Here is a 23,317-nt window from a genome sequence, read left to right on the forward strand (position 1 = left end):
ACTTCCTAAATTAATTTGTTTGGCCGTATAGCTCAGGGTGTAAAAAAGGCGCCATAGCTAAAGTGAGTGCTTGTGTATAGGTACTTTCGCGCGTGGCATGATTGTTGGTAAGTAGACCAATAGCGCCACCTTTTTGTTTAACGTTGGTGGTATTAAATGCTTTGTCCATTACATCGCCAAGTTCTTCACCTTTAAGTAATGCATTATAAAGTACTTGGGGTAGAGGAAGGTTGCTGCTACGCCCTACAATTTGATTTAAGGCATTATCAATAACAACATAAGCAAATGTTGCAGGCCCATAGCTAAATTGCTCTGCACCGCCCTCCATGGCTACATAATAGTCAGCCTGATGGTGAGTTTTACAGTAATTTACTCGATTTTGAGCGCCAATTCGGGTTTCGTCTTCACCAATAGGTTGATCAGGCACGCCTGAGAGAGCATTCACACCTTCACAGTCAATGATACATTCTGGAAAATACATAGTAAAAATATGTTTAGCGGCATTTATTTTTACAGGATTTTTAGAACCGACAATAATTTTTAATTGTTGTGGCATGCTGATCTCACCTTGAGCAAAATCAGCAGTGTACGTGAGTTAGCTTTAACAAAAAAGAGCTATACGACTAACTTAATATTAAATAGGTAAATCGAGTGGTGCTAGGTTTTCCAGTGCACGCTTTTTCAAAATAATATCTTTAATTAATGGGGTAAGCACAAGCTCCATAGCCAAGCCCATTTTGCCGCCTGGTACTACAAGCGTATTAATACGAGACATAAAACTGCCTTCAATCATGCGCAAATAATAAGGAAAATCAACATCTTCAATTCCCCTAAAGCGGATAACAACAAAGCTTTCATCAAGCGATGGAATGTCTTTTGCGCTAAATGGGTTTGATGTATCAACAGTAGGCACGCGTTGAAAATTAATATGGGTACGAGAAAACTGCGGGGTAATATGATTTATATAGTCATCCATACTGCGCACAATAGAGCCCATAACCGCTTCGCGAGAATGGCCTCGTTCGGATGTATCGCGTATTAATTTTTGAATCCACTCAAGGTTAATAATTGGAACCATGCCTATTAATAAATCGACATGCTTTGCTACGTCTACATCTTGATCAACTACACCACCGTGTAACCCTTCATAAAACAAAATATCAGTATTACTATCAAGGTCTTGCCAAGGAGTAAATGTACCCGGTAATTGATTGTATGGAACGGCTTCATCAAAGGTGTGTAAGTATCGGCGTAACTTACCTTGGCCTGTTTCACTATAGTTTTCAAACAACGCTTCTAAAGCACCAAAGTCATTTGCTTCTCGGCCAAAGTAACTAATGTGTTTATTTTCTTGTTGTGCTTCACGTACTTTTTTATCCATTTCAGGGCGAGTGTAACGATGAAAGCTATCTCCTTCGATAAAAGCCGCTTCAATATTAAGGCTACGGAAAATATGTTTAATTGCATTGGTTGTGGTGGTTGTACCCGCACCAGACGAACCCGTAATCGCAATAATAGGATTTTTAGCTGACATGTTAATTCTCTTTTTTAGGACCAGGTTTTATAACCAGACTAAACTTAACATTATTTTAAGCCGTTTGGGTATCTTAAGAGTTGACTGACTTAGCTCAAGTGACGCCATCAGCAAATAACGTTATCATGAGGTGCTTAAAATTAAAACGAGAGAAAGCATGAAACTTATTAAACCATTACTTGGGGTCTTTTCTATAGCAGCGCTTAGCCCAATTATGGCGCAGGCTAGCATGCCAAAAAGCCAAGTATTACTTGCTGATTTAAATACACCTTTCGGGGTACAAGTTAGTATAGTGAGTGATAAAAACAGTTATAACAACCAACCGTACTTAACAAGTACAGGTTTATACTTTACTCATGAGGTGATTGCAGGTGAGCAAAGCCAAACCGATATTGCTTATTATGATTTAACATCAAAAAAAGTTATTAATATCAGTAACTCTCCCGTAAGCGAATATTCACCAACGGTTATGCCAAGTGGTGATGCAGTATCAGCGATTGTTGTAGAGGCAGATGGTAAGCAAAAACTGTGGCAATACCCACTCAAAAGCGAAGATGCGCCAAGTCGTATTTTTGATTGGATTGAACCTGTTGGGTACCATGCATGGGGTGTTCAAAATGATTTAGTAATGTTTATTTTAGGAAAGCCTCATACTCTTCAATATACTTCTGTTGCACAAGCGAAGGGGAAAATAGCTGCCAGTAATATTGGCCGAACGCTTATTTATAACAACTCTACAGCTGCATTTTTATTTAGTTACACTAAAAACGAGCAACATATTTTAGCGAGTTTTAATCCACAGGATAAACAAGTTGAAGACCTACTAAGGTTACCTGCTCAAGTTCAAGATTTTATTTTGAAAGATGATGCAACTATCGCTTATGCTATTAAAAACCGCGTTTATCAGCGTAAACTTGATGGAAGTGATGAAGTATCGCAATGGCTTAATTTAAGCACCTACTGCGAAACAAATATAACAAGAATGAGTTACAACAATGAAAAACTCGCTTTTGTATGTGATATAACGCAGTAAAGCAGACAAATAAATTCAGATTTTATTGTGTGTATGCGTTAATCTAATACGCAAATTAACTAATAGGGATTACACGTGGCTTATAGTGCAGACGAGCTGACAGAACAGCTCATTAAATTACAGTGTAGAAGTAATTTTAAGATTAAAAATATTGCAGAGTACATGTTAGTAAACTCTAAAGAAGCATTTTATACCCACAGCGAAAGCGGTAAGGGTAAAATAGTAATTCGCCCAGCATTTGAGGTGTTTAGCGATGACTTTAGTGATATTGATGGCGTAACGCGTGCGCAAGGCTACTTTCATAGCAGCGAGATGACACGCTTTCCTACACGTATTTTTAAAAGTGCTCAGCCTATTCACTACGGTGTGGCATTTAAAATAAACTCTGAGCAAGCAGCAAAAGACTTTATTGCTAAGCTAACGATGATTATTGGTAATTAATAAAGCAAAAATATAAACGTAAAAAGCCGCTGAATTTATATTCAGCGGCTTTTGTGTTTTTATAGCTTAATAAACCTAAGGGTTACTTACTTTTTAAGAAGCTATTAACCGATTCTAGTTCACGTGTTTTAAGCGCGATACAATCGTTTGTACTTTCTTCAAGCTTACTTAATGTACGAGCGTAACCGGCTACATCAGCTACTTTTTCGTTAAAAAAGGTCTTTGTTTTAGCTAAGCTTTCTGCATTACAACTCGCCGTTGTAAAGTACGGTAAGTTAGGAATAAAGAAAGGCGGTAAGCTTGCTGTTACTTTATCGTAGTTACTGTAAACCCAATCAATAAATAACGCTTGGCGCTCATCTGTATAACTTTGACCTGACAAAATAGTACGCATGTCAGAGGCAGTTACTTCATCCGTTAAGCTATAAGCTAATACCGCTTTTTGTAATTCAGGTTTACCAAAAAAGCCCATTGCAGCAAGCATGTTAGTGCGTACTTGTGGATCTTTCGTTGTTTTAAACGTTGTCATGAATTGATCAAGCAGCGCTTTGTCACCATGAAAAGCAGCAAGAGTTAAGTACGTACCCGCTAAGTAAGGGTCTACTTTTTGTGGATCATTTAAATAAACTTGTGTTTGTTCTTTCGCTTTATTAATGACGTTTTGATCTTCACCATCAAAACCTAAGCGTGATACCACGGCCGCACGAAGTTGTGCAATAGCTCCGTCTTCTCCCGCTTTAGCTTCTAAACCATATTTTTTAGCTGCAGGCGTTACTGCATTACGAATAAATTCAGGCCATAGGTCTTTATTGCTATCGTCTTTAAAAGTACGTTGTTGCGATACTAAGTAACCTAGCGCTGTATTTGCTACGCGAGGGTGGCTATCGCTTACGAACACTTCAAGTGTTTGCATTAACTTAGCAGCAGATATAACACCAGCGTCAAGTAGTGCATCAGTAGCCGATAACAACGCTAAGCGTTCACGGTCACTCAGTACGCTTGGCGCCTTTTTAACAAGTGCGCTAAATTGTGCGTCATCCATTACCCAGCGGTAGTAGCCTAGTGCACCCTGATCTGGATAAATCCATTCTGGCTCAAAGTCTAAGTCTAGCGTTTGGCTTTGTTTATTAAGTAATACATTTGCTGTTTTTACTTTATCGCCAGCACCATATTTAATTGCAACCGGTACATTCCATAACTGCTCTGGCGCATCAACGCCTGCATTTACAAAGCGGCTTTGTGAAATAGTTACTTTGCTACCTTGTTGAGTTACTTTAACTAGTGGGAAAGAAGACTGTTCAATAAACGATTTTAAAACACTCGCTACGTCTTGATTTGATGCTTTACCAAGTGCTTCCCATAGGTCGGCCGCTTCTGCGTTTTTATATGAAAACTCTTTTAAGTAGCTTTGAATACCTTTTTGAAATGCATCTTCGCCAATCCAGTTTTCAACCATAGCAAGTACTGAGCTGCCTTTACTGTAAGCAAGACCTAAACCGTCCATAATGTCAGCTTCGGTTTTAATTGGCTTACGAATAGGCTTGGTGCTTAGGCGTGCATCAAGTGCCATTACGTTGTTTTGTGGCAGGTCTAAGTGCGATTCAAACTCAGGGTTAAGCTGCTTAGTAATTTTTGCAGCCATCCAGCTAGCAAACGCTTCGTTTAACCATAAGTCGTTCCACCATTTCATGGTTACTAAGTTACCGTACCATTGGTGAGCAAGTTCGTGAGCAATAATTGATACATTACGTTGTTTTTTACTGCGTGTTGCGGCAGCTAAATCAACCAATAAAATATCTTCTCTGTAGGTCACTAAGCCTGAGTTTTCCATTGCGCCAAATGGAAACTCTGGTACCGCTACTGAGTCTAATTTTTTGTAAACGTAAGGGATACCAAAATACGCTTCAAGTGCGCCCAGTACTTTTGGCATATTTTCTTTTGCGTATTGGGCTAAGTGAATTTTACCTTGTGGGGTAATTACACGACCAGGAATTGGCATGCCTTTAATTTCTAATTCTTCAAACGGGCCAACAGCCATCGCTACTAGGTATGAAGGGATTGGCGGTGTTTTATCAAAAAAGTGTGTGGTCATATCGCCATTAACTGTTGTTTTAAGCTCTGGCGTATTTGAATATACTTTTTGTGATGTAGGCGCAGTAATCGTTAACTGAAATGGAATTTTGTAACTTGGCTCGTCAAAAACAGGAAATGCACGGCGTGCATCACTCATTTCAAATTGAGTAAATAAGTAAGGAGTGCCTTGGTCTAATGTTTTGTATAAACCAACACTTTGACGGTTATATGGCGCTGAAAAATCAACTTTAAGTGTGTATTTACCTGGTTGAATTTGCTCATCACAGCTAAATTTCACTTTACCTGTTTTAAGCATTTCATTGTTTAAATCACAGTTTTCGTCGCCAAGCAGTTGCGCCATTTTAACAGCGTAAGCTACGCCATTTAACTCAATGTATTTTGTTGGTTTTAGTACTTCTAGGGAAATCTCTGTCATCCCTGTAAATGTATCTTGGCTCGGGTCGAGTGTTAACGACACCTGTTGTGAACTTGGTTTTGCGAGTTTTTCAATAACGAATTCGTTAGCGTTTGCAGCACCCATTGCCAAAGCAACGCTCACTGTTAAGAGGCTTTTAAGAAACATAGTGATCCCTAGATTGTTGTTGTTAGAAACGACCCTAAATAGGCTTTTTTATGCTCATATAATTAGGGGGTTAGATATCCTAACAGTTTTTTTAAATAGAGTAATTGATTATAACGGTGACTTAAAGGGGAAATAGTAACAAAGTTTGTCAGTGGCTTTCGCGTGTTATAAAACGCTGCCAATGCAGGTGTGAGTTAATAATACGTATTTGTTGGACAACGGTATTTAATAAGTGGGTATCGCTAAACACATCGTGTGGATACTCGTTAAAACCCATCAAGTAATTAAAGGCATCTTTAGAGTTAGCTTGTAGGGCGTATATACGCACTTGTTGCTCAAAGTTAAGACGAAGGCTGCTTATTGCTGTTTTCATACCGAGTTGATCTACGTTTGGTATATCACATTTTTGCAGGTAACCAGCTCGCTCACCTTCGCCTGAAAACCAAATGCGGACTTTCTCACTGTACCTGCCAGTTTTAGCCGGTAAGTCGAACATTAATCGGTGTTGGTTTTGCGATTTGATGAACGTTATATATTCATTAAATCCAGCATTTATAAGTGCTTGATGTACAGGAACTAGACGAGGTTTTATTTTACCGTGGGTATGAAAATTAAAGCATAAGACGTTTTTTTCAAGGGACAGATCATCAAGCGTTAAATAACCAATCTCATCGCTATAAGCACCACTATAATATGCAATTAAAGGGAGCCAAAAATGCCAGTGTTTTGGTTGCTCTCGTGCAACTTTAAAATCACCGTATATATATCCATTATAAAGAGTGTGCAGTTCCATGGCTGAAAAGGGCCGGCGACCAAGATGGGTTTTCAACGTAATACCTTGAAAATAATGATGTGTTTTATTTTATACCCAACTAGCAGTAGATGCTAGTCGGGTTTTATTCGCTTTTAACGTAAAGCGTATAAAGTATTATTCACTCAATGCACGAGCTAAACCTGTAGGCTCAATTTCTGTGCATACTTGGTCATCATTCCAGTTAATGCCAACAAGTGCGTTGTCTTCGTTTAAGTCTTCAACCCATGCATCTAAAAACTCATCAAGATTGATTTCTACTGGGCTGTAATCTTTCCACTCTTCTTTACATTGTGCTTTAGCTGCTGCTTCACTTTCCCAAAGCAGTAATACGTCAGTTTCATCAAATTGGTTAGAATCGCACACTACAAAGCCATTATCTTCTGCACCAAGTGCCCAAATTACTTCGCTAATACGTACTTTTTCTACGAAGTTAACTAGTTGTGATTCAATTTCGATATCGCTCATGTGTTTACCCTTTTAAATTAGTGACGAGGATTAGTGTCTATTGCTGCTTGGCGCTCGTCATATTGCTTATGAAAAGCAACAAGCGCTGAATGCTGACTAAAGTCAGCTAATTCGCGAAAGCAAATCCAATCAAGCAGGCAGTATAAACTGATGTTGAGGTATTCACAGCTTTTAAATTCTTCATCGCTTAAATGGGTATTTAAAAAGCTTAATGTTTGTTCAATACGTTCGTTTTGCAGATTAAAAAATAATTTATCGCTTTTGGTGTCAAATCCAGAACGTTTACATAACACCATTTCTACTAACGAATCGTTACAAGCATTTATAGTCGTAAGTAAGTGCTCTTGAGGCCACGTTAGTTTTGGCTGACCTGTTTTTTCAAGTAAATAACGCAATATAGAATTAGAGTCACTAAGAGTTAAGTCGCCATCTACCAGTATTGGGATTTTTCGAGCTGGATTTTTACTGGCCATAGTAGGGCGATCTTGCTCAGAAAATATATCGAGACTTACAAGCTCTAGTTTGCAGCTGTTTTGTTGTGCCCAAATTCTAATGCGGCGCACGTAAGGTGAAGGTACAGAACCAATTAATTGCATAATTACTCCATAAAAAAGCCGCATAAGCGGCTTTTATCAAATGTTACTTACAGTACAGTTAAATTTATTCTGAACGGCTAGTAACTTCAAGTAAATGATAACCAAATTGAGTTTGCACAGGGCCTTGTACTTGATTAATTGGCGCAGAAAACACAACTTTATCAAACTCTGGAACCATCATACCAGGGCCAAACTCACCAAGAGCACCGCCATCCTGACCTGAAGGACAATTAGAATGTGCTTTTGCTAGTTCAGCAAAGTCTTCGCCTTGCTCAATTTTTGTTTTTAAGTCTAAGCATTGTGCTTCACTGTCTACAAGTATATGTCGTGCGCTTGCTACTGTCATAAAATCTCCCGAGTATAGTGTGGTGTTTTTTTAACCGAATTGAAATATCATTCTAGTTAGTTTCAACTAATTGTACCAGTATAAACTTATTTATCAGAAAACGCAGTTTCAATTGCAGTAATCATTTGCTCTGAATTAGGTGCCACTTTGCTGTTAAACCGTAAAACTGTTTTACGATCAGCAGACACTAAGTATTTATAAAAGTTCCAATTTGGAGAGCTAGTTTGCTCATTCAAATATTTAAAAATTGGATTTGCTTCGCTACCACGAACTTTGCTGGTGGCAAACATGGGAAAAGTTACACCATAATTTACAAAGCATACTTTCGCTGTTTCTTTTTCATTGTCTTCTTCTTGAAAAAAGTCATCAGAGGGGAACCCTAATACGACTAAACCTTGCTCTTTGTATTGTTGATATAGCGCTTCAAGGCCTTTAAATTGATATGTAAAACCACAATTACTTGCCGTGTTTACTATTAACAAAGGTTTATTTTTAAATTGGCACAAGTTAATAGATTCTTTTGAGCGAAGCTTTCGTATATCTACATTGGTAAAATCTTGGCAGTCCTGTGTAGAGGTTTTATTTATGATTGATGGTGTTTGAGCTTGAAGGGGAGCATTAATAAGTAAAGCCGTTAAACCTATTATAATTATTTTAAGCATTACATTACCTAAACTTTACGATTGTTTGATTGGATAATCATACGCTAATATGGAACAAATTGATCAACCCTCTAATGACCTATGACAATCCGTTTAGCAACTATTAATGATCTTAATGAAATTGTAGCCATTTACAACGAAACTATTGCAGGGCGAATGGTAACTGCAGATACGCAAGAAGTGAGCGTTGACGAAAAGCGTGACTGGTTTAATAGCCACAACGATAAAAGGCCTATTTACGTTTACTGCGAAAATAACCAAGTACTTGCTTGGGTAAGTTATAAATCGTTTTATGGGCGCCCAGCTTACGACGGCACAGTAGAAATGAGCATTTACATTACCAGTAAAGCGCAAGGTAAAGGGCTTGGTAAAAAGCTAATGATATTTGCTCAAACACAAGCTAAGCAATTAAATATTAAAGTATTACTCGGCTTTATTTTTAGTCATAACTTACCGAGTGTTAAATTGTTTAAGCATTTTGATTTTGCAATATGGGGTGAGTTGCCAAGCGTTGCCATAATGGATGATAAGGCGTATAGCCTTACTATTTTTGGAAAACATCTGGAATAAATTATTTTTCATAATGTTGTAATATTTTTTTACAAAATAAGACGAAGGGTTTATGCCAATTAAATAAAAATAGTCTACGCTATTATCATATTAAGTTTATTAATTTGAAGTGTAGCTTGATGATTCGAAAAATATTAATTGTTGATAGTAGCAGTGTCATCGCAATGCGTGTGAAAGTGCTTTTAGAATTAATAGGATGTGAAGTCGAATTAATTCATTTCAGCATGCTAGACATGTATACCAATATAGGCGACTACGACTTAGTTGTTGTTGCCCATGGTGTGCCTGTTGATTCTATAAAATCGCTTGTTAGCCAAGTAGCGCAAGAGCGTTTTATGCTGCTTGCTCCAAAAGCACAAAGTGGTGAGCAACTAACTGCGTTTAGTGAGCTAAATCATGTTGCGCCTGACGCAACCGTGATCTACCCATTTTTTTCTAATAAAGAAATTACTTCTCTTTTAGAGAGCCTACTAGAATTAGGCTCTAATCATATTTTGCAATTACCCGCTATTTTACTCGTCGATCATGTTCCTGAGCGCCTCGAAAAAATGAAAAACAGCTTGATTGGTGCTCATATCGAGACCCATACAGCAACCACCTCTGCAGAAGCTTTAGAAATTACGAAAGAAAAGAAAATCGATATACTGATAAGTGATTTTGTTTTAGATGACGGAACCGGTTTAGAAATTTTTTCAAACTTAAAAATAATGCAACCACATTGCCGTTGCTTATTATTTACCTCACGTCCCGATCAAGTTTCAATGATTGAAGCTATTCGTCAAGGTGTAGAAGACGTACTTATTAAGCCATTGAACGACAGCTCATTATTACAATCAATACATAAACTGTGGCAAACAGAGTTATTGAAACGCCATAACGCAGAACTTGTCGAAAGGCTACAAGATACGGTTGATGCCCTGATTGAAAAAGACAGCCTACTTCAGGTTATTTATAAGCATACGCCTGATGCAATTATGTTGTTTGAGAAATGCGGTAGAGTGATAGAAGCTAATGATGCTTGTTTAAAACTATTTAACTTACCGTTTAACGAACTAGAAGGTAAATCAGTATTTAGCTTTTTAGATGATGATTCAACGTTAGGTATTAAAAATAAAATTTCGACATTAAATAGTAATCGCCAATTTAGCTGCGACTTACGTTTATCTAAAACTGCAGGGGGCTATATACCGTTAGTGGGATCTTTTAATGAGATAGATCACCATGGTGAAATAGCACTTGCCGTAATATTTAAAAATGTAACCCACCTTAAGCAAAAAGAAGATTTACTACTTGAAGCAAAAGATATCCTTGAAGAGCAAGTAAGAGCGCGTACTTCACAGCTTGAACATGCAAAAAATATTGCTGAAGCTGCAAACTTAAGTAAATCAGAGTTTTTAGCAAACATGTCGCATGAACTTCGCACACCAATGCACTCTATTTTAAGCTTTTCGCGTTTTGGTTTAAGCAAATTAGAAACTGGAGATTTTGCAAAAGAGAAACTAATTAAATACCTATCGCGAATAGAGAGTAGTGGTGAGCGTTTACTGTCGTTACTAAATAATTTACTCGACCTATCTAAGCTTGATGTGGGTAAGTTTCCATTTAATCCTCGTCCATATAATTTAGCGAACATTATAAAAACAAGTATTGATGATGTATCTGGTACGGCAATGGAAAAAGAAATTGAGGTTGTATTCACCGCGCAGCCGCTACCTGTAATTTCGCAGTGTGATGAAGAGCAAATAAACCAGTTACTTCGAAACGTATTAGGTAATGCACTCAAATTTAGTGAACCAAAAAGTAAAATACAGATAAATTTAGAGTCAGATAGTCGATTTGCTACCATAGAGGTTACCGATAATGGGGTCGGTATACCAGAAGATGAGCTGGAACATATTTTTACTAAGTTTGTACAAAGCAGCAAAACAAATAGCGGTGCCGGTGGTACCGGATTGGGCCTTGCATTGTGTAGAGAGTTTGTGTCTTTACATCAAGGTGAGATCACTGCACGTAACAACGAAAATGGTGGTGCAACTATATCTATACAGGTGCCATTAGAAATAAATCTAGATGATCATTTGGCTGAAGATCAATTAATACAACACAGTAATTAATTGCTAGTTAGCATACCAAGTAACTTTTTTTGAGAATTTGAATGGATGATAAATTATGGCCTTAACTAAAATACTTGCCGTTGATGACGAACCCTTTAACCTTGAAATTATTGAGGAGATTTTAGAGGATCTTGATTTTGAATTACAAGTAGCAACAAGTGGTCCTGAGTGTTTAAACATGGTTGAAGGCTATATGCCTCAGGTTATATTGCTCGACGTAAGTATGCCGCAAATGAACGGCTATGAAGTATGTAAGGCACTTAAAGCAAACCCAAATACAGCACACATTATTGTTATGTTTGTGTCTGCTCGTGGCACAGTTGAAGAGCGTATGGAAGGCTACTCGGTTGGTGCAGAAGACTATATTGTAAAACCCTTTGGCCATGATGAACTTAAGTCAAAGCTTAAAAATTTAAACCAAGTACTTGTTGAAAAACAAAGCCTTGAAAAGCAAGTTGAAGATGCTACATCAACTGCATTTAATGCCATGGCTAACAGCAGTGAAATGGGGCAGATAGTTAACTACGTTGAAAACATAGGCTTTATTAACGACCCTCAAGAGCTAGGTAAAGCGCTTATAGATTGCCTGCAATCTTTTGATTTGCAAAGTAATGTTGAGTTTAGAGAGAACGATGAAATTAGTCACTTTGCATTAAGCGGCGTGTGTTCACCTATTGTGGTGGAGCTATTTGAAATGCTTAAAAACAAAGGGCGTTTACATGAATTTTCGCATCGAATTTTAGTTAACTATGAATTGATTAGCTTACTTATTTTAAATATGCCTGATCACGATCCAGATAAACACGGGCGTATACGCGACCACGTATGTTTTATTGTCAGTGTTACCGAGCAGCAACTACGCGCCATCATGACTAAGAAAATGCTTGAATCACAACAAGCAAAACTTAATGCCGTAGCAAGTACAGTTCACAGTAAGTTTCATGGCTTAATTAGCTTATTGAATGACAACCGTCAAAACAACGAAAAAGTGTTTAAACAGTTACAAGAAGAGCTCGAAGAACGTATCCCATCAATGGGATTAGATGAAGATCAGGAGGTGTTTATTTATAAAAAAGTAGATGAAACTATCCAAAACTCAGTGGCCAGAGAGGAGTCTGTTAAACAGGTAAAAGCAGCTTTTGCTGAAATTGAGCAAGACCTGTCATTGCTTTTAAAGAGCTAAATATATTTAATTAAATAATGTTACTTTAAGGCTTACTCCAACTGCATTATGCATCTCTGGGTAAGCCTTTTTCTACGATTCTGATTAACCTAGCCGTTTTACGAATTTGTAATCGTTGTTTATCGTTTTGTTGAGCAAGCGCCCATTCAATATGTTCTAAAACAAGCTCGCTGGATATTTGGCTTTTATCTTGTAAAGCATGAATAATAGCCGGGCTAAACTCTGCATTACCTAAACCGACCGCTATATTACGTAACCAACGTTCGTGACCTATGCGGCGAATAGGGCTGCCTTCGGTATTTTTTAAAAATGTAGGCTCATCCCAAGCAAATAGCTCAAGTAAATCTTTATTTTTTAATTGAGTACGAGGATGAAAATCATTTTCATCCGTTATTTGTCCATAACGATTCCAAGGGCATACCAACTGGCAATCATCACAACCATAGATACGGTTGCCTAATAAAGTTCGGTATTGTTCGGGTATGGGGCCTTGGTGTTCTATCGTTAAGTACGATATGCATTTACGTGCATCAACAACGTAAGGCTCTACAATTGCACCTGTTGGGCAAAGAGTAATACAAGCAACACATTTTCCGCAGCCTTCAAACGTGTTCTCTGCATCTATTGGTAGAGGTAAATCAATAAATAGTTCGCCTAAAAAAAACCACGATCCTGCTTCTTGATTAATTAATAACGAATGCTTACCACGCCACCCTAAACCGGCTTTTTCGGCAAGTTGACGCTCAAGTACCGGGGCTGAATCTACAAATGGCCTAAAGCCATATTCGCCAATTTCTTGCTCTATTTTTTGGCCAAGTTTTTTTAAACGATTACGCATTAATTTATGGTAATCACGACCCAGTGCATAACGACTTATGTATGCTTTTTCTTTATTTTTTAAGGTTTTTGCAAAGCCAGCATCGGGAGGAAGATAATTCATTTTTACGGATATAACACGCTGTGTACCAGGTACTAATTCAGCAGGGCGAGCGCGTTTCATGCCGTGAGCAGCCATATAATCCATCGAGCCGTGGTAGCCAGCATCAAGCCAGCGTTGCAATTGGGCTTCGTGCTTAGATAGGTCAATATCAGTAATACCTACTTCGCTAAAACCAAGCTCTTGCCCCCAGGTTTTTATTTGCAGGGCTAATTTTTCATAGTCTGGGGTAGGGTTGCTCACACGCTTTACACACTTAAATTAATAGCTGCGTAATTTACCATATTTCTCTGAGCCCGAAAACGCTTCTTAGCGCACGAAGCGCTTTAACTGTTGTTGGGTTTGTAAGCTTAATTGTTGAGATTGCTCGCTATCGGCTAATGCCGTATCTATTTGCTGTTTAGCTTGCTCACCTAAAGCTACTATTTGCTCTACCGATTGGTGAGTATTAGTTTGAGTGCCCTCAAGCATATGTACAGCACTGGCTATTTGTTGTAGTTGCTGTTGGTTGTGCTCAAACTCACTAAGCATTTTTGTAAAACCCTCGGAGGTTGCACTAATTGAGCTTTGTGCATTATTGGAGTGAGTCATTAATTGCTCTGACTCTTTATTTGTTTCATTTACTAGCTCATTCATTTGAGTAATAAAGTCGCTTATTTGCCTAGTTGCGCCACTTACCTTTATTGAAAGTGTGCGTACTTCGTCTGCAACTACGGCAAATCCTCTGCCAGCTTCACCCGCTCTAGCTGCTTCTATTGCGGCGTTAAGGGCTAACAAATTGGTTTGATCAGAAAACTCTTCAACCATTTTTAAAATACTGCGAATGTTTTCACTGTTCTCTTTCAGTCCCGCAATTGTATTTGAAAAGCTACCTAGCATATTAGTAATAAGTTTAACCTGCTTTACTAAAGCTGCGAGCTCTGATGCAGATAGTTTTACAAAGTTAAGGTGTTCATTATTAACGTTATGCACGCTATCTGTATTATTTACTATGTTTTGTAAGCTTTGGGTTATTTGCATACTGGCATTAATAATACTGTGGCTTAACTGTATTTGTTGCTCACTTGATTGCTCAGTATTTTTCATCGATTCGGTGACTTGTATATTACTGTGTGCACTAGCTTGAGCACTGTTATATGTTGTGCTGAGTAACTCACTTAAATGGGCAGTAAATATATTATATTGTGAACTTAAATCTTTAAATTCGTCATACGAAAAGTGGGGAAGTTTTGCTGCTAAATTTGCATCTTGTTGGTTTATTTTTATCAAAGTATCGCGCATAGCAGTAACAGGGCGAACAATTAAAAAACGCATATAAAAAAGAGTAAAAATAAAACCAGATATAATAACAAGCGTAAGCAGCCAAAATAGCCCTGTACTTTGCTGTTGTTCGCTTAAGCTCTGATGCAGCCAAAATAACGTAATTGCTTGGAACAATAATACAAAACTTAAATTACCGACTATTTTACGCGTTAACGTAAAAAAGAATGTTTGCTCTATATAGTTATAAATTTTCATAAAACTACTCATTATGCTTAAGCCCTACGATTCTTATTTTAGTTAGGGAGGTGTAAGTTAGCTTTTTTGTAACGATAACAAGTAAGCTTTGGTTCGCGCTGGGTAATTTGTAAAAATTCCGTCTATGCCATACTCAAGCATTAGCGCTATATCTTGTTCTCTATCGACCGTATAAGCATAAATCTTTAAGCCTCTTTTTTTTGCATCATCGGCAAAAGCCTTATTTATAAAGGTTTTATCTGCATGTACGCTATAAGCGTTTAAATCACTTGCAAACTTTGCATAGTTAATTGGAATAGAAGAAGTAAGGGCGCCTATTTTAAGCCATGGTAGCTTGCTTTTAAGCCACTGTAGTTGATGATGATCAAACGATGATACTAAAATATTTGCTTTCGATATTTTGTTAGCTTCAATGTTTTCTTCAAGTTGAGCCACAAACCTTTCTAGTTCAAATGTATGTTTAAGCTCAATATTTAATAAAGATTTATTATTATTCCAATCAAACAACTGCTGAAGAGTGGGAATTTTTTCACCATTTCCAGCATCAAGTTTAGAGAGTTCATGTGCCGTAAAGTTACTCACCCTACCTTTACCGCTGGTGGTTCTATCGAGCCATGAGTCGTGTATTATCATGTAATCATCGATGGAACTTTGAATATCTACTTCAATACCATCAACACCTACTTTTAACGCTTCTAAAATAGCGCTTTTGGTGTTTTCAGGAAAATCCCCACTGGCACCACGGTGTGCAAATACTTTCATTGTCGAGCCTTTTTAGTGATTGACCACGTTTCAAAACAAGCGGCACTAACAATAAGTGCTCCACCAACTAACGTCATAACAGTAGGACGTTCATGAATAATTACTATAGCCAGTATGGTGCCATAAAGTGGTTGTAAGCAAGAAATTAACCCCGCAGTTGCCGCTGATAAATGCTTTAAACTTGCTGCAAATAACGAGTGCGGTGTAGCTGTAAAAATAACACCCGCTATGGCAATTAAAATTAGGTCGTGATTACTAACCTCATATACCGGCACTTCTATAAATGCGCACAGCATAATGCTTGCCACTAAGGTTTGATAAAACATAGTTTGCGGGCCACCATATTGGCTAAAGTAGCGCTTATGGGTAATGTTTCTGATTGAAAAAAACAATGCCGATATAACACCTGTTATTACACCTAAGGTCACATTGTCGCCTAAATTTGCACTTGGTACTAACAGGTAAATACCTAAAACAACCACCGCCGCACTTATTATATCTTTTGCTTTTGGCCTGCTTTTATTAAATAAGGGTTCTAAAAACACCGTCATTACGGGATAGCTAAAAAATGCCAGCATTCCAATAGTTATACCGGCCATTTGCATACCAGCAAAATAGGTAACCCAGTGAATACCCACCGCAACACCTAAAAATAACGCAATAAGGTAGTCTTTAGGTTTGTTGAGTTTAATTTGTTTTTTTTGAAAATACAGCATGGCTAAAATAGCCATTCCTGCAATTGCAGTTCTGTAAACGGTAATATCTAAAGCATTTAAACCAATAAGCTTGGCAAATAGAGCGGTTCCGCCAAAAAGTAATACCGCTATGTGCAAATAAATTAAACTTTGCTGCTGAGATTGCATTTAGTTTCCTTGTTGTACTTTTTGAACATATTAACATTGCTTAAAAATTCTTAAGATGAATTTTTTATCGCATGACAAATGTCATAAAAGTTGATGACACTTCACACTCTTATTATTTTTATACGCTGGCATAGTTACCTTACTCAACAGGGGATAATTATGAATTCTTTAATTTTAATCAGCTTAACTATTAATGAAGTGCTAGAGGCGTTAAGTTTTACGATTACGTACGCAGATTGCTTTATGCTGGCGTGCATTTTTATGTTATTTATATTTATTAATAAAAATAGTCCTATAAGTAAAAATAATATGCCTGAGGTATTAGTATGAGCTCGCTTAACTCCTTTTCTCAACAAAGTGATAAAGGTTTTTGGAAATATGGGCATTTAATTTTTACAGGCTTTTATTTACTCCCACTAACAATTAATTTTGCGAGCTTTACTGCTAACCAAATAACGATGTCTTTAGCCTTTTATGTTGCTTTTATTCTTTTATATGTAAAAGCAATAAACTGCAAAAGTGCAGGGGTGACCAAGTTGTTTGTAGCCATGCTATTAATTTGTTTTTGCGCCACTTTTTACACCACTGGTACTCCTACTTTATTTGGCTTTGCAGCGTACGTAGCAGGCTATGCATACAGCTACCATCAAAGAATTTATGCTGCACTCGCGATTATATCTACGGTTTTATTAAGCGCATATATTGGTGATATAGGGAAGGTGCAATACTTTTTAGCCGTTGCTTTGATTTTATGTGCAGCCTTATTTAGTTACGGTATTGCAGCTAAAAGAGAGAGCCTGTACAAAAAACGTGAGCAAGAAAGCGCTAACCAATTAGAGCAATTAGCAGCAATTGCTGAGCGTGAGCGGATAGCCCGCGACTTGCACGATATTTTAGGTCACTCATTGTCATCTATTGCTTTAAAAGCTGAGCTTGCCAATAAATTAAACCAAGGTGAGCGTTACGCTCAAGCAAATAGCGAAATTGCACAAGTGGCCGATCTTGCAAGGCAGTTACTTAGTGATGTAAGAAGCGCCGTTAGTGATTTAAAACAGCTTAACCTTGTCAGTCAAATAGCACAGCTAAAACAAAGATTAATAGAGCAAGGTTTTAACGTAAAAGTGAGCGTAAATTTAGATACTCTGCCCGCTAAGGTAGAAGGGTTCGCTGGGTTAATAATTAAAGAGGCTGTGACTAATTTATTACGTCATAGCAGCACAAAAAATTGCGAAATAAGCATAGAGCAAACAGCGCAACAGCTTCTTATTAAAGTGATTGATAACGCGCCATGCAATACATTAAAAGTAGGTAATGGTTTAAATGGCATTACAGAGCGAGCAGAGCAATTAAAGGGCAGTGCTAAATTTACCTGTGGTGATACTTTTACGCTAAATGTGATATTGCCAATCACAGCTAAGGATTTACAATGATTAAAGTTTATTTAGTGGAAGATCAAGCGCTTGTTCGTGATGCAATCGCAGCACTATTAAGTCTCGATTTTAATATAGAGATAATTGGGCAAGCAAGTAACGGGCAAGATGCACTTAATGCAATTGAAGCGCTTGATAGTGATTTACATCCCGATATAATTTTAACCGATATAGAAATGCCAACCATGAATGGTATAGAGCTGAGTGAAAAAATAGCCGCTAAGTTTCCCGCTATAAAAATGGTTATTATGACTACATTTTCTCGTGCGGGTTATATTAGGCGAGCGCTTACGGCAGGTGTTAAAGGTTTTATTTTAAAAGAAGCACCCAGTGAAGAGCTAATAAATGCGCTTAAAAAAGTAATGCAGGGGCAAAAAGTGATAGACCCAGAGCTTGCTATTAATGCATTGGACGACGCAGATCCACTTACCGATAAAGAACGCAAAGCACTTAAACTTGCAAGCGACGGGCTTAAAACAAGCGACATAGCCAAGCAGTTATTTATAAGCGAAGGTACTACACGTAATTATTTATCAGACGCTATTGCTAAGCTAAACGCCACTAACCGTATAGATGCTGCACGTATAGCTAAACAAAAAGGATGGCTTTAAATAGTGGGTTTATAAATTATAAGCAAAGTATTACTATGTTATACCAATCTGCTTATATATGGGGTCTATTTAACGTTAAGAAAATTACGCTAGAACTAGGCAAAAATTTTTGTATCTAGTTGTTCTAAATAAAAATTTTTTAACGACGTTATAGTGAAATTTAATTCGTTAAATTGATCAAAGATTTATGCAGGTTGGTATTACTTATAAAAGTAACGAACAGCGCTTAAAGTTAGCTTAAAAAGCGTTAAAAGAGGGTTTAATGGCAAATCTAATAGAACTAATAACTAAAAATAGTACTGCAATACTCACTATGAATACCGCTGAAAACCGCCACAACCCAGCATTTTTGGCTGAGTTTAATTTACATCTTGACCATATTGAAGCAGATCAAAACATTAAGTCAGTTATTTTAACGTCTGCGAGTGACAAAAACTGGTCATTGGGTATCGACCTTCAATGGATGTCCAATCCAAGTATTTTACCTGCTGCAATTTCTGACTTTATGATTCAAATAAGTGACTTGTTTAAGCGCATAGTTACTTTTCCTATGCCTATTATTGCTGCGTTAAACGGGCATACCTATGGCAATGGTTCGGTGCTTGCGTGTGCGTGCGATTTTAGATTTATGAAGTCAGATAAAGGCTTCTTTTGTTTTCCTGAAGTGGACGTAATGGTGCCGTTTGTACCGTCGATGTTTCCTATAATTAATAAAGCAATTTCGCAAACATTCTTTAATCGTTTAGCTATGTCAGGAGAGCGTGTTGGTGCACAGCAGTTGCTAGAGAACAAAGTAGTTGAAGCTGTGTTTGCAAATAACGATGAACTACAAGCAGGTGTACTTGAGTTTGCCCAGCAGTTTAATAAAAACCGCTGGATTTACGCTCAAAATAAATCACAAATGAATAAGCAAATTTTGCTTACAATGAAAGAAGAAGACCCAAGCTTTATTGATAATATAAGCAAACTGCTGTGGAAAAACCTACAAAAAAATAAATAACATGAACTCTGGTTAAGAGATTTACTAACGTATTGAATCATGGTGATATTTAAATTTATTTTCTCTAGCCAGAGATTTTTAGTGAAAACAAGGCGAATTTACGCGTCAATAGCTGGCCTATTGCAAGTATATTCAACGCTGTTAGCGCTGAATATAGCTGCTCGAGATAGATTTATTATCCAGAGCTCAGGTTATAATAGCGCGAAAGGGTTTTAGCATTGCTACCAGATGACTAAATACTTTGCAGTTAAGGGGTCGTTAAGCCCCATTGCGCTAGATTTTTAAACTATACAGCAAGATAAACAGCAAGGTAAAAGTGCTTTCTTAAAAGTTTAATCGCTTTTACCTGTCTCATTATAACTATATGGGTTAAAATACCTACATAACCAACTAACAAGATAGTGAATGTCAAACCAAGATCCAAATCTCAGTCGAGAACAAGAAAAGTACGAAAACCCAGTCCCTAGTCGTGAGTTTATACTTACTCACCTTCAAGAGCGTTCAAAACCTGCTAACTACGCGCAATTATGTGAAGAACTAGCAGTAAACGATGACGAACGCCAAATAGCATTTAAACGCCGCCTTCGCGCTATGGAGCGTGACGGACAGCTGTATTTTAATAAATTTAAATGCTATGCCCTAATTGACGAAGCCGGTTTAACCAAAGGCAAAGTAATAGGCCACAGAGACGGTTTTGGCTTTTTAGAAGTTGAAGGCGAGAGTAAAGATTGGTTTATTGCTAAGCACCAAATGAATATGGTGTTACATGGCGACATTGTACTAGCTAAAGGCACTAAACGTGGTTCTGGCTCAAAATGCGATGCACGTATTATAAAAGTGCTTACTAACGAGCGCGCGCCAATTGTTGGCCGTTACTTTGTAGAGCATGGTGTTGCCGTTGTGGTGGCTGAAGACCCGCGCATAACGCAAGATATAATGATTTTACCAGGCAACGAAAACGGTGCCCGCCATAACCAAATGGTGCAGGTTAAAATCACTCAAAATCCAAGCCGCAACATGAACGCGGTAGGTAAAATTATTGATGTACTTGGTGAGCATTTAGCCCCAGGTATGGAAATTGAAGTAGCACTGCGCAATCACGATATTCCACATGTATGGCCAGAAGAAGTTGAAGCACAAGTTGCTCACCTAGGTGAGTTTGTTGAAGACGCTGACAAAAAAGGCCGCGTAGATTTACGTGACTTACCACTTGTAACCATTGATGGCGAAGACGCTCGCGACTTTGATGACGCCGTATACTGTGAACCTAAAAAATCGGGTGGCTGGCGCTTATGGGTTGCCATTGCCGATGTATCGCATTACGTAGGAATGAACACGCCGCTTAACAAAGAAGCAATTTTGCGTGGTAACTCAGTGTATTTTCCTGAGCAAGTAATTCCGATGCTACCAAAAGTGCTTTCTAACGGATTATGTTCGCTTAATCCAAAAGTAGATCGCTTATGTATGGTTGCCGAAATGACCGTATCGAGCGCGGGTAAACTTTCGGGCTATAAGTTTTACGAAGCGATAATGAACTCGCATGCACGTTTAACTTACACCAAAGTAAATGCCATTTTACAAAACGACGAAAAACTACGCGAAGAATACTCAGCCGTAGTGCCACATTTAACTGACTTACAGCAAATGTATATGGCACTTAAAGCTGCACGCCAAGACCGTGGTGCCATTGAGTTTGAAACCTTAGAAACACGTTTTGTATTTAACGCTCAGCGTAAAATAGAATCAATAGTGCCTGTTATTCGTAACGATGCGCACAAACTGATTGAAGAATGTATGATTTTAGCCAACGTATCGGCGGCTAAAATTCTTGAAAAGCACGAAGCAAGCGCGCTTTATCGTGTGCATGACGAACCAGATAGCGAAAAGCTAGGTAACTTTACTAAGTTTTTAGGCGAGTTAGGTATCGAAAGCACATTAAGCGACGAGCCAACACCAAAAGAAATAACCCAAGTATTAGCGCGACTAGGTGACCGCCCAGAAGCCGAGCTTATTCAAACTATGCTACTGCGTTCAATGAAACAAGCTGTATATCAGCCAGATAACATTGGTCACTTTGGTTTAGCGTTATCGGCTTACGCGCACTTTACATCGCCAATACGTCGTTACCCAGATTTAGTAGTACATCGTGCTATTAAAGCAGTAATAAAAGCACAAGGTCAGCAAACGTCTGGCGAATACGCTTATACCGACGACGAAGTTGATCAACTTGGTGAGCAGTGTTCTACCACAGAGCGCCGCGCCGATGATGCAACTCGCGAAGTAGCCGACTGGCTTAAATGTGAGTTTATGCAAGATCACGTAGGTGACGAGTTTGACGGTGTTATTTCATCGGTCACTAACTTTGGTTTGTTTATTCGTTTAGACGATTTACAAATTGATGGGCTTATTCATGTTACTAATTTAGGCGACGAGTTTTTTGCGCATGATGCTGCAAAACACACCTTAATAGGTGAGCACTCTCACAAAGTTTATCGCCTTGGCGATAAAGTAACAGTAAAAGTTGCGTCGGTTAGTTTAGACGATCGCCGTATCAACTTAACGCTTAAAGGCGATGTTGCACAAGACAGATACTCACGTCGTCGTGCGCCAAAAAAAGGTTCAGGTAAATCAGAGCATGCGCCAGCAAGTGTGCGTTCGCAATTAAAAGCAGGCAAAGTACCGGGTAAAAAGTCGCACAGCGATGACAAGCCAAAAGGTAAAAAAAAGCCAGCAAATAAAGATAAAGGCAAGCCTGCAAATAAGTCTGCAACTAAACCCGCAGATAAAAAAGCAGCAGACACTGTCGTAAAGAAAAAGCCGAAGAAGAAGGCAGTTAAAAAGCCTAAAAGAGCTGGCAAAAATGCCCGTAAAAGTACTAGCCCAGGAGCAGATAATACGTGAGTAATGAATTAATTTTTGGCTTTCACTCTGTTGAAGCAATTTTAGAAAGCGAGCCAGAGCGCTTTGTAGAAATTTACGCCCTTAAAGGTCGTGACGACAAACGCTCAACTCCGATTATTGATGAAGCACGTAAGTTTGGTATTTCAGTACAGTTTATGCAGCGTAAAGCCCTTGATAGCAAATCAAAGGGTGAGCAGCATCAAGGTATTATTGCCAACGTAAAAGCAGCGCCAACGTTTAACGAAAAAGATCTTGATGCAATAATCGCTCGTGAAGACACCCCGTTTTTACTTGTGCTTGATGGTATTACCGATCCGCATAACTTAGGCGCATGCCTACGTAGTGCAGACGCTGCTGGTGTTCACGCTATAATTGTACCTAAAGATCGCTCTGCCAAGCTTAACGGCACAGCACGTAAAGTAGCTTGTGGCGCAGCCGAAACAGTACCGCTAATTCAAGTGACTAACCTTGCACGTACGCTTCGCGAAATTAAAGATGCAGGCGTATGGGTTGTAGGCACTGCTGGCGAAACTGATAACCACGTATTTGATGCAAGCTTAACGGGCCCAATGGCTATTGTTATGGGCGCAGAAGGCGAGGGCATGCGACGCTTAACGCGTGAGCATTGCGATATGCTCGTTAAAATCCCAATGGCGGGTACTGTTTCAAGCTTAAACGTATCGGTAGCCACGGGTATTTGTTTGTTTGAAGTATTACGCCAACGTAACGCAAATAACTAATACCTAATAAATAATACCTAATTTAAATTAAGTATTAAAAAAGCCGAGATTGAAATTCAATCTCGGCTTTTTTGTATCTGTAACTTACGCTTTTAACTTTACATCAATTGATGCTCTATTATAGCGATAGGAAAATAACTC

Annotated in this window: 22 protein-coding genes; 10 read left to right on the forward strand and 12 right to left on the reverse strand. The window is 38.3% G+C overall.

Going from position 1 to position 23,317, the window contains the following annotated elements; translation table 11 throughout:
• Positions 1-10: 10 nt before the first annotated feature.
• Entirely contained in the window at positions 11-556 is a 546-nt protein-coding gene (yjjX, locus tag I6F45_RS03005) for an inosine/xanthosine triphosphatase (protein WP_197159602.1), read from the reverse strand.
• 78 nt (positions 557-634) lie between these two features.
• Positions 635-1,534, reverse strand: coding sequence for a phosphoribulokinase (locus I6F45_RS03010; protein WP_165739829.1), 900 nt, complete (start codon positions 1,532-1,534; stop codon positions 635-637).
• A 157-nt stretch (positions 1,535-1,691) separates the two neighbouring features.
• Between I6F45_RS03010 and I6F45_RS03015 the strand changes: the two genes are divergently transcribed.
• Together I6F45_RS03015 and I6F45_RS03020 are read left to right on the forward strand one after the other, a co-directional pair.
• On the forward strand, positions 1,692-2,567 hold the full coding sequence (locus tag I6F45_RS03015; protein WP_197118616.1) for a hypothetical protein: 876 nt from the start codon (positions 1,692-1,694) through the stop codon (positions 2,565-2,567).
• Positions 2,568-2,642: 75 nt separating this feature from the next.
• Positions 2,643-3,008 carry a hypothetical protein gene (locus I6F45_RS03020; RefSeq protein WP_007579906.1) on the forward strand — a complete coding sequence of 122 codons (366 nt, stop codon included), beginning with the start codon at positions 2,643-2,645 and terminating at the stop codon, positions 3,006-3,008.
• An 82-nt stretch (positions 3,009-3,090) separates the two neighbouring features.
• On the opposite strand, the gene I6F45_RS03025 is transcribed toward I6F45_RS03020, so the two are convergent.
• The 6 genes from I6F45_RS03025 to I6F45_RS03050 all read right to left on the reverse strand — a co-directional run bounded on the left by I6F45_RS03025 (position 3,091) and on the right by I6F45_RS03050 (position 8,547).
• Positions 3,091-5,664 carry a M1 family metallopeptidase gene (locus tag I6F45_RS03025; protein ID WP_197139809.1) on the reverse strand — a complete coding sequence of 858 codons (2,574 nt, stop codon included), beginning with the start codon at positions 5,662-5,664 and terminating at the stop codon, positions 3,091-3,093.
• Between the two features lie 148 nt (positions 5,665-5,812).
• The gene (locus I6F45_RS03030) at positions 5,813-6,493 is read right to left on the reverse strand and encodes a hypothetical protein (RefSeq protein ID WP_024590219.1); all 681 of its coding nucleotides are present in this window, start codon (positions 6,491-6,493) and stop codon (positions 5,813-5,815) included.
• A gap of 99 nt (positions 6,494-6,592) precedes the next feature.
• Positions 6,593-6,943: a DUF2750 domain-containing protein gene (locus I6F45_RS03035; protein WP_165740589.1), complete on the reverse strand. Its 351-nt coding sequence runs from the start codon at positions 6,941-6,943 to the stop codon at positions 6,593-6,595.
• A gap of 17 nt (positions 6,944-6,960) precedes the next feature.
• The gene (locus tag I6F45_RS03040) at positions 6,961-7,539 is read right to left on the reverse strand and encodes a glutathione S-transferase family protein (protein WP_007579913.1); all 579 of its coding nucleotides are present in this window, start codon (positions 7,537-7,539) and stop codon (positions 6,961-6,963) included.
• A 64-nt stretch (positions 7,540-7,603) separates the two neighbouring features.
• Complete coding sequence (locus tag I6F45_RS03045) at positions 7,604-7,885, reverse strand: peptidylprolyl isomerase (protein ID WP_002958009.1); 282 nt, start codon at positions 7,883-7,885, stop codon at positions 7,604-7,606.
• An 86-nt stretch (positions 7,886-7,971) separates the two neighbouring features.
• On the reverse strand, positions 7,972-8,547 hold the full coding sequence (locus I6F45_RS03050; RefSeq protein WP_024590220.1) for a glutathione peroxidase: 576 nt from the start codon (positions 8,545-8,547) through the stop codon (positions 7,972-7,974).
• Positions 8,548-8,628: 81 nt separating this feature from the next.
• Here I6F45_RS03050 and I6F45_RS03055 point away from each other — a divergent pair, with 81 nt between their 5' ends.
• From I6F45_RS03055 to I6F45_RS03065, 3 genes are all read left to right on the forward strand, one after another.
• The gene (locus tag I6F45_RS03055; protein ID WP_007579917.1) at positions 8,629-9,117 is read left to right on the forward strand and encodes a GNAT family N-acetyltransferase; all 489 of its coding nucleotides are present in this window, start codon (positions 8,629-8,631) and stop codon (positions 9,115-9,117) included.
• A 119-nt stretch (positions 9,118-9,236) separates the two neighbouring features.
• Complete coding sequence (locus I6F45_RS03060) at positions 9,237-11,231, forward strand: hybrid sensor histidine kinase/response regulator (RefSeq protein WP_197159603.1); 1,995 nt, start codon at positions 9,237-9,239, stop codon at positions 11,229-11,231.
• Positions 11,232-11,286: 55 nt separating this feature from the next.
• The gene (locus I6F45_RS03065; protein ID WP_165727670.1) at positions 11,287-12,414 is read left to right on the forward strand and encodes a response regulator; all 1,128 of its coding nucleotides are present in this window, start codon (positions 11,287-11,289) and stop codon (positions 12,412-12,414) included.
• 46 nt (positions 12,415-12,460) lie between these two features.
• Here I6F45_RS03065 and queG read toward each other — a convergent pair whose 3' ends face one another.
• The 4 genes from queG to I6F45_RS03085 all read right to left on the reverse strand — a co-directional run bounded on the left by queG (position 12,461) and on the right by I6F45_RS03085 (position 16,494).
• Positions 12,461-13,594 carry a tRNA epoxyqueuosine(34) reductase QueG gene (gene queG, locus I6F45_RS03070; RefSeq protein ID WP_121955309.1) on the reverse strand — a complete coding sequence of 378 codons (1,134 nt, stop codon included), beginning with the start codon at positions 13,592-13,594 and terminating at the stop codon, positions 12,461-12,463.
• Positions 13,595-13,660: 66 nt separating this feature from the next.
• Positions 13,661-14,881 (reverse strand): methyl-accepting chemotaxis protein, encoded by a 1,221-nt coding sequence (locus I6F45_RS03075; RefSeq protein ID WP_101216875.1) that lies wholly within the window; start codon positions 14,879-14,881, stop codon positions 13,661-13,663.
• Positions 14,882-14,926: 45 nt separating this feature from the next.
• Positions 14,927-15,631, reverse strand: a complete 705-nt coding sequence (locus I6F45_RS03080; protein WP_165727668.1) for a glycerophosphodiester phosphodiesterase — start codon at positions 15,629-15,631, stop codon at positions 14,927-14,929.
• On the reverse strand, positions 15,628-16,494 hold the full coding sequence (locus I6F45_RS03085) for a DMT family transporter (RefSeq protein ID WP_197159604.1): 867 nt from the start codon (positions 16,492-16,494) through the stop codon (positions 15,628-15,630). The genes I6F45_RS03080 and I6F45_RS03085 overlap by 4 nt, the downstream gene beginning before the upstream one ends.
• A gap of 326 nt (positions 16,495-16,820) precedes the next feature.
• On the opposite strand from I6F45_RS03085, the gene I6F45_RS03090 reads away from it, so the two are divergent.
• From I6F45_RS03090 to rlmB, 5 genes are all read left to right on the forward strand, one after another.
• A complete protein-coding gene (locus tag I6F45_RS03090) occupies positions 16,821-17,924 on the forward strand; it encodes a sensor histidine kinase (RefSeq protein WP_197159605.1) in 1,104 nt (367 codons plus the stop codon).
• The gene (locus tag I6F45_RS03095) at positions 17,921-18,535 is read left to right on the forward strand and encodes a response regulator transcription factor (protein WP_121955314.1); all 615 of its coding nucleotides are present in this window, start codon (positions 17,921-17,923) and stop codon (positions 18,533-18,535) included. The genes I6F45_RS03090 and I6F45_RS03095 overlap by 4 nt, the downstream gene beginning before the upstream one ends.
• Positions 18,536-18,797: 262 nt before the next feature.
• Entirely contained in the window at positions 18,798-19,535 is a 738-nt protein-coding gene (locus tag I6F45_RS03100; RefSeq protein WP_197159606.1) for an enoyl-CoA hydratase/isomerase family protein, read from the forward strand.
• A gap of 405 nt (positions 19,536-19,940) precedes the next feature.
• Positions 19,941-22,436 (forward strand): ribonuclease R, encoded by a 2,496-nt coding sequence (gene rnr, locus I6F45_RS03105; RefSeq protein WP_197159607.1) that lies wholly within the window; start codon positions 19,941-19,943, stop codon positions 22,434-22,436.
• Entirely contained in the window at positions 22,433-23,176 is a 744-nt protein-coding gene (gene rlmB / locus I6F45_RS03110; RefSeq protein WP_007378377.1) for a 23S rRNA (guanosine(2251)-2'-O)-methyltransferase RlmB, read from the forward strand. Before rnr ends, rlmB begins: the two co-directional genes overlap by 4 nt.
• The last annotated feature ends 141 nt before the right edge of the window (positions 23,177-23,317 follow it).

Origin of the sequence: Pseudoalteromonas sp. SWYJZ19 (genome assembly GCF_015864375.1) — a bacterium.
Taxonomy (GTDB): domain Bacteria; phylum Pseudomonadota; class Gammaproteobacteria; order Enterobacterales; family Alteromonadaceae; genus Pseudoalteromonas; species Pseudoalteromonas arctica.

Coding starts and splice junctions, on each gene's coding strand:
- yjjX (WP_197159602.1), bottom strand. CDS start 556: ATGCCACAACAATTAAAAATTATTGTCGGTTCTAAAAATCCTGTAAAA.
- I6F45_RS03010 (WP_165739829.1), bottom strand. CDS start 1,534: ATGTCAGCTAAAAATCCTATTATTGCGATTACGGGTTCGTCTGGTGCG.
- I6F45_RS03015 (WP_197118616.1), top strand. CDS start 1,692: ATGAAACTTATTAAACCATTACTTGGGGTCTTTTCTATAGCAGCGCTT.
- I6F45_RS03025 (WP_197139809.1), bottom strand. CDS start 5,664: ATGTTTCTTAAAAGCCTCTTAACAGTGAGCGTTGCTTTGGCAATGGGT.
- I6F45_RS03035 (WP_165740589.1), bottom strand. CDS start 6,943: ATGAGCGATATCGAAATTGAATCACAACTAGTTAACTTCGTAGAAAAA.
- I6F45_RS03040 (WP_007579913.1), bottom strand. CDS start 7,539: ATGCAATTAATTGGTTCTGTACCTTCACCTTACGTGCGCCGCATTAGA.
- I6F45_RS03045 (WP_002958009.1), bottom strand. CDS start 7,885: ATGACAGTAGCAAGCGCACGACATATACTTGTAGACAGTGAAGCACAA.
- I6F45_RS03050 (WP_024590220.1), bottom strand. CDS start 8,547: ATGCTTAAAATAATTATAATAGGTTTAACGGCTTTACTTATTAATGCT.
- I6F45_RS03055 (WP_007579917.1), top strand. CDS start 8,629: ATGACAATCCGTTTAGCAACTATTAATGATCTTAATGAAATTGTAGCC.
- I6F45_RS03060 (WP_197159603.1), top strand. CDS start 9,237: ATGATTCGAAAAATATTAATTGTTGATAGTAGCAGTGTCATCGCAATG.
- I6F45_RS03065 (WP_165727670.1), top strand. CDS start 11,287: ATGGCCTTAACTAAAATACTTGCCGTTGATGACGAACCCTTTAACCTT.
- I6F45_RS03075 (WP_101216875.1), bottom strand. CDS start 14,881: ATGAGTAGTTTTATGAAAATTTATAACTATATAGAGCAAACATTCTTT.
- I6F45_RS03080 (WP_165727668.1), bottom strand. CDS start 15,631: ATGAAAGTATTTGCACACCGTGGTGCCAGTGGGGATTTTCCTGAAAAC.
- I6F45_RS03085 (WP_197159604.1), bottom strand. CDS start 16,494: ATGCAATCTCAGCAGCAAAGTTTAATTTATTTGCACATAGCGGTATTA.
- I6F45_RS03090 (WP_197159605.1), top strand. CDS start 16,821: ATGAGCTCGCTTAACTCCTTTTCTCAACAAAGTGATAAAGGTTTTTGG.
- I6F45_RS03095 (WP_121955314.1), top strand. CDS start 17,921: ATGATTAAAGTTTATTTAGTGGAAGATCAAGCGCTTGTTCGTGATGCA.
- I6F45_RS03100 (WP_197159606.1), top strand. CDS start 18,798: ATGGCAAATCTAATAGAACTAATAACTAAAAATAGTACTGCAATACTC.
- rnr (WP_197159607.1), top strand. CDS start 19,941: ATGTCAAACCAAGATCCAAATCTCAGTCGAGAACAAGAAAAGTACGAA.